General features: G+C 72.3%; 10 protein-coding genes and 2 pseudogenes. 4 read left to right on the top strand and 8 right to left on the bottom strand.

All coding sequences use genetic code 11. The annotated features are described in order from the left end of the window. Positions 1-96: pseudogene (locus GT030_RS20625) on the bottom strand (ArgP/LysG family DNA-binding transcriptional regulator); the annotation flags it as partial. Positions 97-162: 66 nt separating this feature from the next. Here GT030_RS20625 and GT030_RS20620 point away from each other — a divergent pair. Together GT030_RS20620 and GT030_RS20615 are read left to right on the top strand one after the other, a co-directional pair. Further along, on the top strand, positions 163-780 hold the full coding sequence (locus GT030_RS20620) for a LysE/ArgO family amino acid transporter (RefSeq protein ID WP_161202363.1): 618 nt from the start codon (positions 163-165) through the stop codon (positions 778-780). A gap of 61 nt (positions 781-841) precedes the next feature. After that, positions 842-2,170, top strand: coding sequence for an MFS transporter (locus GT030_RS20615; protein WP_161202362.1), 1,329 nt, complete (start codon positions 842-844; stop codon positions 2,168-2,170). A gap of 8 nt (positions 2,171-2,178) precedes the next feature. Here the strand turns inward: GT030_RS20615 and GT030_RS20610 are convergent, their stop codons facing one another. Next, complete coding sequence (locus GT030_RS20610) at positions 2,179-2,634, bottom strand: cyclic nucleotide-binding domain-containing protein (protein WP_161202361.1); 456 nt, start codon at positions 2,632-2,634, stop codon at positions 2,179-2,181. Positions 2,635-2,894: 260 nt separating this feature from the next. Further along, positions 2,895-3,164 carry a hypothetical protein gene (locus GT030_RS20605; protein ID WP_161202360.1) on the bottom strand — a complete coding sequence of 90 codons (270 nt, stop codon included), beginning with the start codon at positions 3,162-3,164 and terminating at the stop codon, positions 2,895-2,897. Positions 3,165-3,371: 207 nt separating this feature from the next. On the opposite strand from GT030_RS20605, the gene GT030_RS20600 reads away from it, so the two are divergent. Both GT030_RS20600 and GT030_RS36610 read left to right on the top strand, forming a co-directional pair. Next, positions 3,372-3,752 carry an ATP-binding protein gene (locus tag GT030_RS20600; protein WP_237522708.1) on the top strand — a complete coding sequence of 127 codons (381 nt, stop codon included), beginning with the start codon at positions 3,372-3,374 and terminating at the stop codon, positions 3,750-3,752. A 50-nt stretch (positions 3,753-3,802) separates the two neighbouring features. Further along, a pseudogene (locus tag GT030_RS36610) lies at positions 3,803-3,991 on the top strand (B/F/G family RNA polymerase sigma-70 factor); the annotation flags it as partial. A gap of 86 nt (positions 3,992-4,077) precedes the next feature. On the opposite strand, the gene GT030_RS20590 reads toward GT030_RS36610, so the two are convergent. The 5 genes from GT030_RS20590 to GT030_RS20570 all read right to left on the bottom strand — a co-directional run. Next, positions 4,078-6,300, bottom strand: coding sequence for an FUSC family protein (locus GT030_RS20590; RefSeq protein ID WP_161202364.1), 2,223 nt, complete (start codon positions 6,298-6,300; stop codon positions 4,078-4,080). Between the two features lie 225 nt (positions 6,301-6,525). After that, the gene (locus tag GT030_RS20585) at positions 6,526-7,920 is read right to left on the bottom strand and encodes an NAD(P)/FAD-dependent oxidoreductase (RefSeq protein ID WP_161202358.1); all 1,395 of its coding nucleotides are present in this window, start codon (positions 7,918-7,920) and stop codon (positions 6,526-6,528) included. Positions 7,921-8,121: 201 nt separating this feature from the next. Further along, positions 8,122-8,556: an ATP-binding protein gene (locus GT030_RS20580; RefSeq protein ID WP_161202357.1), complete on the bottom strand. Its 435-nt coding sequence runs from the start codon at positions 8,554-8,556 to the stop codon at positions 8,122-8,124. A gap of 147 nt (positions 8,557-8,703) precedes the next feature. Continuing rightward, positions 8,704-10,608 carry an AMP-dependent synthetase/ligase gene (locus GT030_RS20575; protein ID WP_161202356.1) on the bottom strand — a complete coding sequence of 635 codons (1,905 nt, stop codon included), beginning with the start codon at positions 10,606-10,608 and terminating at the stop codon, positions 8,704-8,706. Between the two features lie 256 nt (positions 10,609-10,864). Beyond that, a partial coding sequence (locus GT030_RS20570; RefSeq protein WP_202460345.1) for an alpha amylase C-terminal domain-containing protein occupies positions 10,865-11,617 on the bottom strand: 753 nt, incomplete at its 5' end.

The raw sequence follows: 11,617 nt of genomic DNA, 5'->3' as shown, positions 1-11,617 counted from the left end.
CGTCACATGCAGCGCGGCGGCGGCCGCGTCGAAGGTGCCCTCGTCCACCACCGCCAGCAGCGTCCGCACCTGCTCTAGGGGAAGCTCGTTCATCACGAGAGCTAAGGGTACGTAAGAATCTTTAGCTGTACGCGCGGTGATCCGGTCCCTAACGTCGAGGGCATGAACAACGCGCTCACCGCCGCGGCCGCCGGCTTCGGCACCGGTCTCTCCCTCATCGTCGCCATCGGCGCACAGAACGCCTTCGTCCTGCGCCAGGGGGTCCGCCGGCATGCCGTCCTCGCCGTGGTGGGCATCTGCGCGCTCTCGGACGCCGTGCTCATCGCCCTCGGCGTCGCGGGGGTCGGCGCCATCGTGGTGGCCTGGCCGGACGCGGTACGGGCGGTCGGCATCGTCGGCGGCGTCTTCCTGCTCTGCTACGGCGCCCTCGCCGCCCGGCGCGTCCTGCGCCCCGGCACCGGCGGGCTGAGCACGGACGGCGAGGCGGCCGGGTCGATCCGGCGCGCGGTGCTCACCTGCCTGGCGATGACCTGGCTCAACCCGCACGTCTACCTGGACACCGTCTTCCTGGTCGGCTCCCTGGCCGCGGACCGGGGCCCGCTGCGCTGGACCTTCGGGCTGGGCGCGGCGCTGGCCAGCCTGTGCTGGTTCGCCGCCCTCGGCCTCGGTGCCCGCCTGCTCGGCCGGGTGCTGGCCCGTCCCGCCGCCTGGCGGGTGCTGGACGGGCTGGTCGCCGTCACCATGCTGGGTCTCGGGGCGATGCTGCTGATCGGCGCCTGAGGAGGCAAAACGTTCGGCTTTCGCGGGGCGTTGCTGCGATAGTGAGGCTCGCAATCGAAAGATGTATCGAGCAACCAGGACCTCCGTGGACACGAGCGAGAGCAGCAGCCCCACCGACGCGGGCACGACCGGGACGCCCGGAGGGGACCCGCCCGCACGCGGCTGGCGCCGCTGGGCGATGGACACCCGCCCCCTGCGCATACCGGCCTACCGGCGCCTGTGGTCGTCGACCATCGTCACCGCCGTCGGCAGCCAGCTCACCGCGGTCGCCGTACCCAAGCAGATCTACGACATCACCCAGTCCTCGGCCTGGGTCGGCTACGCCAGCCTCGCCGGGCTCGTGCCCATGGTGGTCTTCGCGCTGTGGGGCGGAGCCGTCGCGGACACCGTGGACCGGCGCAAGCTGCTGCTGGTCACCAACATCGGCATCGCGGTGACCTCGCTGCTGTTCTGGGCCCAGGCCGTCACCGGCCTCGACTCGGTGCCGGTGCTGATGGTCCTGCTCGCCGCCCAGCAGGCGTTCTTCGGCCTCAACCAGCCCGCCCGCAGCGCATCCGTCGCCCGGCTGGTCCCGGCCGGGGAGCTGCCCGCGGCCAACGCGCTCGGCACCACCGTCATGCAGACCGGCCTGGTCGCCGGACCGCTGCTCGCCGGTGTGCTGATCCCGGTCATCGGACTGCCCGAGCTGTACCTCATCGACGCCCTCGCGCTGATCTTCACCGTGTGGGCGGTGTTCCGGCTGCCCGCCCTGCCCCCGCTCGGCGAGGCCGCCGCCCGGCGTGCCGGGGTGCGGGAGATCGTGGCTGGGTTCCGGTACATCGCCGGGCACAAGGTGCTGCTACTGTCCTTCCTCGCCGACATCGTCGCCATGGTCTTCGGCATGCCCCGCGCCCTCTTCCCGGAGCTGTCCGCGCAGACCTACGGCGCCTGGGGCTCGGGGCTCGCGCTCGGGCTGCTCTTCGCCGCCATCCCGGTCGGCTCGGTGCTCGGCGGGCTGTTCTCCGGCGTGTTCTCGCGGGCCCGCAGGCACGGCCTCATGGTCATCGGCTCGGTGGTCGGCTGGGGGCTCGCCGTCGTCGGGTTCGGGCTGAGCGGCAACCTCTGGGTGGCCGTCGCCTTCCTCGCCGCCGGGGGCGTGGCCGACATGGTCTCCATGGTCTTCCGGGGCGCCATCCTGCTCTCCGCCGCTACCGACGAGATGCGCGGCCGGATGCAGGGCGTCTTCACCGTGGTCGTCGCCGGCGGCCCCCGCCTCGCCGACGTCCTGCACGGCACCGCCGGATCGCTGTTCGGCACCCGCGCAGCCGTCGCGGGCGGTGGGGCGCTGGTGGTCGTCGTGATGCTGGCGCTGGCCGCCGCCATGCCCGCGCTGCGCCGCTACCGCATCTGACCGGGGCCCTACAGGGGGGTGATCCGCCGGATCGCGTACTGGTCCATCAGCTTGCCGCGGGTCGTCTCCAGCCGGTGGGCCAGGATCTCGGCCACCGTGCGCACCAGCGACAGCCCGAGCAGCGGGTCCTCCACGCACAGCGCGAGCACGGAGGGCCCCTCGAACTCGTAGGCGCGGACGTTGCTGAACGCCACCGCTCCGAAGTCCCACTCGTAGGGCGGGAAGAGCCAGGACCAGCCGAGCAGGTCACCGGCGCCGAGCGTGGCCACGGTGATGTACTGCCGGGAGGTCACCTGCTGGTCCAGGGAGACCGCGCCCGAGCGGATCACCCAGAACCGGTCCGCGACGCCGCCCGCCTCGAACACGCGAGTGTCCTCCGGGAAGGAGACCTCCTTGGCCAGTTCCATCAGCCGTTCCCGCTGGGCCTGTGGCAGGGCGGTAAGCAGTTTGATCGCTTTGGTCATACGCGGGGCTCCTCACCGGCGGCCGTTCGGGTGGTTCCCTAAGCCCATTGGAGCCGCTGCCGCCGCGCGGGGCACCTCGAAGGGACGGCCGCGCGCGGGTCCGCCGTGCCGCAGGCAGGAAAAAGCCCTGGCTGGACGGGGGAAACCAGCCAGGGCAGTCGATGCGGAAGCGCGCGGAACACACGGGTACCGGTCCGGGTCGCGCCCCGATATGGATGAATGATAAACCACAGGGCGTCCGACCGGTATGGACACCGGTATCACGTGACGTGCCTCACTCCCGCCGCTCCCGTCGCCGCTCCCGTCCCGCCGGCGTCCACCGGATGGCTGCCCGGCGCGATGATCTCCGTCAGCACCCCGGCCACCACCTGGTACGTCAGCGCGCGCTCGGTCGCCTCCCGTGCCCGGTCCGGATCGGTGGCCGTCAGGCTCTGCGCCCGCTCCAGCCACGCCCGCTCCTCCTCGGCGGCCAGATCCCGGCCCCGCCGGATGCGCCGCAACAGTTCGTCCGCGTCCACGACATCGCTCATGCCGGGCTCCTACCCGCTTCGCGCCCGGTAAAGGCACGCGGGCGGACGGTGTTTGACATCGCCGCGAGGGGTGAGCCGCAAGGAAGAGACCCCGGCCGTCCGGCAGCACGCCGGGAAAGACCGGGCGACACGCCAGGGAGGGACGACACCATGTGCGAGCAGCACGCGACCAGTGCCCCGGCTGTGCCTCGGCAGAGCCGCAGGACCATGGGGTACCGGCCGGCCGACGCCCGCAGGGACGTACGCCGCGCGGTGACCGAACGCTGTCGGGACCGCGCGCTCACCTGCGCCGACGAGACCCTTGAGGACGCCCTGCTGGTCGCCTCCGAGCTGACCGCCAACGCCATCCTGCACGGCGGCGGCATCACCCGCTTCGAGGTCGACGTCGACGCCCGCGGCGTACGGCTGTCGGTGAGCGACCGCAGCGACGAACTCCCGGACACCACGGTCCGGCCGGACTCCGAGGCCGACCGGAGCCGCACCGGCGGCCGGGGGTGGCCCATCGTCAGCCTCCTCGCCCGTGACGTACGGGTGGCCGGACTTCCGCGCGGCGGCAAGTGCGTCACCGCCGTCGTACCCCTGCGCTGAACACGGCCCCTTCCCGGCCGCGCACCCGCCACCGTCAGGAGCGCTCGTTCATGCCGATCCACCCCGCGGACACCCCTTCCGCCGCAGCCGCCCGGCCTCGGCGGAGCCATGACGACGCGCCCGACACCGCCGCCCTCTTCACCCGGCTCGCCGCACTGCCGGACGGCCCCGAACGCGATGCCCTGCGTGCCGAACTCACCACCGCCTGGCTGCCCATGGCCCACCGCATCGCCGGCCGCGCCTCCTGCACCACATCTGCGCCCGCGTCCGGGCCGAGGTCCAGGACCCTCGCGCGGACGGGCCGCTCAAGGGGCAGGGGCGGCCGTCACTTCTTCGCCGCCTCCACCTTCACCGGGACGCCGAGCGGGCGGGCGAGGCCGGAGACCGCCTCGTCCAGGCGCTGGAGGTGGCGCAGGACGCGGTCGGTGACGCGGCCGTAGCGGGGGATGGCCAGGGTGCCGGGTTCCAGCTTGGAGGCGATGCTCGGGCCGGTCTCCAGCTCGGCCGAGGAGTGCGGGTCGCGGACGTGGTCGGCGATCGCCTCGATGTTGTGCACGATCCGGCTGCACACCCCGCGCAGCCGGGGATCGGCCGCGATCGACGGGTTGCTCGGCAGCAGCTCCGCCGTGGCCGCCAGCGACCGCCCGTGGTAAGCGCAGGTCTCCAGCAGCGCCACCACGTACCGCGCGGTGTCCCGGCGGGAGCGCAAGGGGGTCACCGGGTGCGTCAGCGGCTTGGTCGCGGCGTGCAGATCGGCCAGCGCCTGGTCCAGCTCGCGGGCCCGGTCCACCAGATCCGTGTGTGGCCGCCCGCTGAGCTGGTCAACGGCGGCCTGCGTCAGCTCGGCCAGCTTGTCCAGCACCTTCACCAGCAGCTCGTTGGTACGCCGGTCGGTGTGGACCGGCAGTACGACCGCCGCCGTGATCACCCCGCAGGCCGCGCCCAGCGCCGTCTCCTCCACCCGCAGTACCAGCACCGACGTGCTGTACGTGTTCAGCAGGGTGTAGAGCAGCCCCAGCGCCGCCGTCACGAAGAACGACATCAGCGTGTACGACAGGGGAGCGGTGTAGAACATCGCGAACACGAACACCAGCACCAGCGCGAACGCCGTCCACGTGTGGTGTCCCACCGCACCGGCCAGCCCGATTCCGGCGACCACCCCGAGGACGGTGCCGAGCAGCCGCCGGCCGCCCTTCACCAGGATCTCCCCAGTGGAGGTGGTGTTGATGAACACGATCCAGCAGGTCAGCACCGCCCAGTACCAGCGCTGGTGGGACAGCAGCTCACCGCCCATGATGGCCAGCGACGCCCCCACCGCCACCTGGATGGCCGCCCGCGTCGTGGGACGCCGGAGCCCGGTCTCCGCGGGCTTCTCCGCGTCGGGTTCCTCGCTGATCTCGATCGCCGCGTCCTCGGCGTCCAGCTCCTCACGGGACCGGCTGGTCGCCGGGGTGTCGTCGGACTCGTCCTGCGGGCCGTCCAGCGCGGTCCGCAGACCCAGCACCGCGCGCGCCGCCTCACCGATGCCCCGGAACACGTCCTGCACGGCCGGGGACGCGTCGGGCAGGTTGTCCTCCTCGCGGTAGCCCAGCAGCCGGTTGCGCACGTGGGCCAGCGCCGTTCCGGAGGTCTCGCCCACCGGGCGCAGCACCAGCAGCCGCAGCGCCTCCAGGTCCCGGCGCATCGTCTCCGTCGCGGGGTCCCGCACCGGCAGCATCCGGCCGGGCGGCACCGGCGCGCCCGGCAGATGCAGGGTCAGGGTGTTGGTCCGCTCGGCGCTGCGCGCCGTGAGCAGCATCAGGCCGAGCCGCTCGGCGGCGATCTCGGCGTCCGCGACACGCCGCTGCACCAGCCGGGCCGTCGCGTCGTCGGAGGTGCCCCCCTCCAGCCGGCCCTGGATCATCAGCGCCGTCTCGTGCAGCCGGGCCGTACCGGTGCGCAGGTCCTCCACGACCTTGTCCACGTCGTCCGGGCCCGCGTCCAGCAGCTCGATCTGCGTGCCCAGCAGCTGCCCCAGCCGGGCCCGGAAGGCCCGCCGCAGCCGGTCCAGCGTGCCCGCCTCCGTCTGCGGCATCAGCACGAACCGCGCGAACGCGCTGCACCCGACCCCCACCGTGATCACGAGGTACAGCGAGGGCAGCATCGACGGCGTCGCCCGTACGAACAGCGACAGGAAGTAGACCTGGAAGCCGATCAGCCCGAGCCCGGTGGCCCGGTCGCCGAACCGGCGGCCGTAGACGGCCGCGAAGATGATCAGCAGGAAGGAGATGTCGCTGACCAGCGGCCAGCGGTTCAGTACCGCCGCCGCCGACACCGCGGCCAGCGCGACCGGCAGGGACAGCGCCACCGTGACGGCCTGCTTGCCGCGGTCCGTCTCCCGCACGGCGAAGGTCGCCGCCATCGCCGCCATCGCGCCCGCGACCAACTGGGGGACCGGGAAGCGCAGCGAGGCCAGCAGGATGAGGGTGAGGGCGATCGCGGCCACCGTGCGCAGGCCCGCGATCAGCCGCAGCAGTCCCGGATCGGACGCGGCGAGCCGGTCCCACAGCCGTACCAGAAGCGCCCGTCCCCTTGCCTTCACGCCGCCGCGCTCTCTCCCGTGCCGGAACCATGATCTGCGACCCAGGATGTCACGACGCCCCACCGAGCTCGCCGCCGGCCAGCGGACATGGGCCCGGCGCGCCCGCGCCCCCTGCAACCACGGGCCCCGAGCCGCCGGAGACCGCCGCCCCCACGACGGGACGGCGGCCTCCGGCACCTCGGCTCACCCGGTTCAGCCCCCGGTCACCTTCCCCCGCACCTTGCCCTCCGCCTCGGCCTTCCGCACCTCTTCGCGGACCTGGTCCGGCGTGAGGTAGGAGTCGGTGTACTCGAAGTCCTTGAGCTGGGCGGGCTTGCGGGCCTGGAAGCCGGTCCGGACGAAATCGTCACCGGCGACGGCGTTCAGCAGCCAGTTCACCATCACCCGCGCCTTGGCGACCCCGGTGCGCAGCGCGGACCAGTGGTAGCCGCGCGCCACGGCCTGGGCGAGGATGCCGTGCAGCTCGATGCCGAGCGGCCGGGACACCGCGTCCTTGCCGCCGAGGTCCACCACGAGACCGAGGTCCTTGTGGACGTACGGCTCCAGCGGCTCGCCGCGCAGCGAGTGGATGATGTTGTCCGCCACCTTCGGGCCCTGCCGCATGGCATGCTGCGCGGTCGGCGGGCAGATCGCGCCCTCCTCGCCCTTGGCGAGGTCCGGCACGGCGGCCGCGTCACCGAGCGCGAACACCCCGTCGTGGCCCGGCACGGTCATCTCCGGGGTCACCGCCAGCCGCCCCCGCACCGTCTCGGCGTCCAGCGTGCCGATCAGGGGGCTCGCGACCACACCGGCCGTCCAGATCAGGGTGTGCGACGGGATCACCCGGCCGTCGGTGAAGGTGACCTCGTCCTCGGTCACCTTGGCGACAGACACCCCGAGGGAGACGTCGATGCCCCGGTCGCGCATGATCTTCAGCGCCTGCTTGCCGAGCCGGTCGCCCAGCTCCGGCATCAGCTTCGGCGCGATGTCGATCAGATGCCAGCGGATCAGGCTCGGGTCCAGCCGCGGATAGCGCCGGACCGCCGCGTGGGTGAGCCGCTGCAGGCAGGCCGCCGTCTCCGTGCCCGCGTAACCGCCGCCGACCACCACGAACTGCAGCCGCGCCGCCCGCTCCTCGGGGTCGTCGCTGGCGTCCGCGAGGTCGAGCTGCGAGATGACGTGGTCACGGATGTACGCGGCCTCCGCCAGCGTCTTCATGCCGAAGGCGTGCTCGGCGAGGCCGGGGATGTCGAAGGTGCGGGTCACGCTGCCCGGCGCCAGCACCAGGTAGTCGTAGGGCTCGTCGATGATCTCGTCGGTGATGCTCCGGATGACGCATACCTTCGCCTCCAGATCCACCCCGATCGCCCCGCCCGGAATGATCCGGGTGCGGTACTTCTTGCTGCGGCGCAGCGAGACGGCGATCGACTGCGGCGTCAGCACGCCGGAGGCGACCTGCGGCAGCAGCGGAAGGTAGAGCTGGTAGGAGAACGGCGTCACCAGGGCGACGTCCGCCTCGTCGGGGCCGAGTTTGCGCTCCAGCCGGCGGACGCACTCGACTCCGGCGAAGCCTGCGCCGATCACCAGAATCCTGGGTCGTCGTGTCACGGTGTTGTTCCCTTCTGCGGCTCCCGTCGGTCCGGATGGACGCCGTTCGCATGCCCGGGACCACTGCCACCACACCCGATCCCACCGTGCTCCGAGCCGTTCCGCCAGTCGGAAGCGCCCGGCGGCGAACGCGTGGGCAGCAGCCTGCCCCTCCACGCCGCGGAGTAACCCGATTCCGCACCGGTACACCTCCCGGCGCCCTCACCAGGGCAGGAAGACGTGGATGTCCTTGCCGTCCTCGACCACCACCACGCTGACCTGGTCGCACAGGGTGTGCACCAGATGCCAGCCGATACCACCGCCGCCCGAACTCGGCCTGAACGGACGCGGCTCGGGTACCACCGTGCTGGTGTCGTGTACGGTCACGTGCACCCCGTCGAAGGTGCGCCGCATCCGCAGCCCGAACGGACCCGGCGCGAACTGAACCGCATTGGCCGCCAGCTCCGTCACCACCAGCAGGATGTCGTCCCAGTACTCCGGGGCGCTGGGCGGAGCCTCCCGGGCGAGCCCGCGCAGGAACTCCTCGGCGGCCAGCCGTGCCCCCGTGACGTTCGGGAGTTCACCGGGGAAGCGGAAGGCACGCTCGTGCGCCCTCTCGGAGGGAGGGGTGCCGTCCCAACGCCGTTCTGTCGCCATCTCGCATTCCCTGGCCCGCTCTCCCGGAGCGGGCCCGGACACGGGCCTCGCACTCCGGGGCGGTCATGGTCGCTGGTCAGTTCACCAGGGCGGGTTCCCAGCGCGACGCGGATTACGCGTGATCGTGACGCCCAACGGTCGAGCGGCTCACCGGAACACGTCGTCCGGCTCGTCCCAGTCCGCCGGTTCCGGGCTCCGCCCGCCCCGCGCGGCACGCGAACGTGCCTTGTACATCGCGTCGATCTCGGCCGCGTAGTGCCGCGCGATGACGTCCCGGCGCAGCTTCAGCGACGGCGTCAGCAGACCGTTGTCCGGGGCGAACGGCTCCTGCACGACCCGGTAGACCCGGATCGACTCGGCACGCGACACCGTGCTGTTGGCCGACGCGATGGCACGGGCCAGCTCCTCGCGCAGCGCGCTCTCCTCCCGGCTCTCCCGTCCCTCGAAGTCGCCCTGCAGCGCCAGGGCGGCCCGCCAGTGCGAGAGGAACTCCGGGTCCAGGGTGATCAGCGCGCCCATGCAGGGCCGGTCCTCGCCGACCACCACCGCCTGATGGATCAGCGGGTGCATCCGCAGCCGCTGCTCCAGCGGGGCGGGCGCCACGCTCTTGCCGCTCGAGGTGACGATGAGATCCTTCTTGCGGCCGGTGATGGTCAGATACCCCTCCCGGTCCAGCCGCCCGATGTCACCGGTCGCCAGCCAGCCCCCGCGCAGCACACTGCGGGTGCGCGCCTCGTCGCCGATGTAGCCCTGGAACACCGACGGGCCGTGCACCAGGATCTCCCCGTCCTCGGCCACCCGGACCTCGGTGCCCGGCAGCGGCACGCCCACCGTCCCCGACTTCTCCCGGCCCAGCGGCTGCATGGTGATCCCGCCGGAGGTCTCCGTCAGCCCGTACCCGTCGTGGATGTACAGGCCGATGCCCTCGAAGAACAGTGACAATTCACGGCTCAGCGAGGACCCGCCAGAGGTGCCCCGCCGGGCCCGGCCGCCGAGCGCGGAGCGGAGCTTGCGGTACACCGTCCGCTCGTACAGGGCGTGTTGGAGCCGCAGATCCAGTCCGGGGCCCGTGCCGATGCCGAGCCTGGCGCGCTCCTCGGCCTCCGCGAAGTCCCGCGCGGTCTGTGCCGCCCGCTCGAACAGCGCGCCCCGGCCCGCCTGCTGAGCCGTTCTCAGGAACGTCTTGTACAGCTTCTCGAACACCGACGGGACGCCGTAGAGATACGTCGGCCGGAAGGTGCTCAGCGCCGAGGCGAGCGCCTCCTCGGACCCCTCCGGCTCGTGCGCCATCAGGAAGCCGCCGCGCAGGCACAACGTCTGGATCATGATGCCGTAGACGTGCGAGAACGGCAGGAACGCCAGTACCGAGGGCTGCTCGCCCGGCTGCGCCGCCGTGTGGCCCCACCCGGCCAGCAGCACGTCACAGGGGTAGGCGAGTCCGCGGTGGCTGAGCGCGCAGCCCATCGGGCGGCCGGTGGCGCCGGAGGTGTAGGTGACCGCCGCGGTGGAGTCGGGCAGCACGATCCGGCGCAGCGACTCCACGGTGGTCAGCGGGATGTCCACGCCCCGCGCGGTGAGTTCGGGCAGCGCGCCCGCGTCCAGTTGCCAGACGTGCTGGAGCCGGGGGAGCGCCGCGCACACCGTGCCGACCGTCATCACGCCCAGTTCGTCCTCGACCGCCACGGCCACGCAGGCCGCGTCCCGCAGCATCCACTCCACCTGGTCCCGCGAGGACGTCGGATGGATCGGGACGATCTCCGCGCCCACGGTCCACAGCGCGTGCGCCAGCACCGTCCACTCGTAGCGGTTGCGGGCCATCAGGGCGACCCGGTGGCCCGGTGAGATCCCGGCGGCCACCAGCCCCTTGGCCAGCCCGACCACCTCGTCCCTCAGCTGGCCGGCCGTGACCGTCTCCCAGCCGCCGGGAGCGTCCTTGGCGTGCCGGGCGAGCAGGGGGAGTCCTGGGTTCTTCTCGGCTCTTTCGAAGACAGTGTCGGCGAGCCCGCCGGCGGGCGGCGGGAACGCTGCCGGAGCGGAGGCGACGTCGCGCATGCGCTGCTCCTGGAAGTACGGAGGGTGGCCCCGCCGATCGGCTCTGTGTCGGCGGTGCACGAATGTAGCGCGGGGAAGCGGTTTCGGTGCGGGGAAGGAGAAAGTCGTGATCCCCTGATGACCTGCGGGTGTCCGGTGGGTCCCGGGTGCCGCCGTTCCGTACGGGTATCGGCGCGGCAGCCGGGGCACGCCGAGAGGGGCGGCCGGGGTCGTCGTGACCCCGGCCGCCCCTCGTCGGGTGCCGCTCGCGGCGGGCTCAGCGGGCGGGCGTGAGCCAGACCGTGGCGAGCGGCGGCAGCGTCAGCCGCAGCCGGCCGTCCTCCGGGCAGAGCTTGCCCGCGTCACCCACCTGGACACCGCTTCCGCCGTACCGGACCGCGTCGGTGTTGAGCACCTCCTGCCAGGCGTTCACCTGCTCGGGCGCCCAGAGCCGGTAGTCCTCCCGGACCACGGGCGAGAAGTTGGACACCGCCAGCAGCGGGGTGCCGTCCTCGGCGTACCGGACGAACGCGAAGACGTTGTCGTCGGCCGCGTCGCACATCGACCACTGGAAGCCGCCCGGCTCGGTGTCCCGCTGCCACAGCGCCGGGGCGTCCCGGTACACCGTGTTCAGGTCCCGCACCAGGTCGCGCATGCCCCGGTGGTCGGCCGCGGAGTGGTAGTCGTCGGCCAGCAGCCACCACTCGGGCCCGTGCTTCTCCGACCACTCGGCACCCTGCGCGAACTCCTGGCCCATGAAGAGGAGTTGCTTGCCGGGGTGGGCCCACATGAAGCCCAGGTACGCCCGGTGGTTCGCGCGCCGCTGCCACCAGTCGCCGGGCATCTTCGACACCAGCGCCTGCTTGCCGTGCACGACCTCGTCGTGGGAGATGGGCAGCACGTAGTTCTCGCTGTAGGCGTACACCATCGAGAACGTCATGTCGTGGTGGTGGTACTTGCGGTGCACCGGCTCCTTCTGCACGTATTCCAGCGAGTCGTGCATCCAGCCCATGTTCCACTTCAGCCCGAA

Origin of the sequence: Streptomyces sp. SID1328 (assembly GCF_009865595.1) — a bacterium.
GTDB classification, from domain to species: Bacteria; Actinomycetota; Actinomycetes; order Streptomycetales; family Streptomycetaceae; genus Streptomyces; species Streptomyces griseoluteus.
The sequence above is the reverse complement of the archived record's forward strand: the minus strand, read 5'-3'. Positions and strand labels throughout refer to the sequence as shown.

What these genes read in the sequence shown, in the direction of transcription:
- GT030_RS20620 (WP_161202363.1), top strand. Translation starts at nt 163, where the DNA reads ATGAACAACGCGCTCACCGCCGCGGCCGCCGGCTTCGGCACCGGTCTC.
- GT030_RS20615 (WP_161202362.1), top strand. Translation starts at nt 842, where the DNA reads ATGTATCGAGCAACCAGGACCTCCGTGGACACGAGCGAGAGCAGCAGC.
- GT030_RS20610 (WP_161202361.1), bottom strand. Translation starts at nt 2,634, where the DNA reads ATGACCAAAGCGATCAAACTGCTTACCGCCCTGCCACAGGCCCAGCGG.
- GT030_RS20605 (WP_161202360.1), bottom strand. Translation starts at nt 3,164, where the DNA reads ATGAGCGATGTCGTGGACGCGGACGAACTGTTGCGGCGCATCCGGCGG.
- GT030_RS20600 (WP_237522708.1), top strand. Translation starts at nt 3,372, where the DNA reads ATGGGGTACCGGCCGGCCGACGCCCGCAGGGACGTACGCCGCGCGGTG.
- GT030_RS20580 (WP_161202357.1), bottom strand. Translation starts at nt 8,556, where the DNA reads ATGGCGACAGAACGGCGTTGGGACGGCACCCCTCCCTCCGAGAGGGCG.
- GT030_RS20575 (WP_161202356.1), bottom strand. Translation starts at nt 10,608, where the DNA reads ATGCGCGACGTCGCCTCCGCTCCGGCAGCGTTCCCGCCGCCCGCCGGC.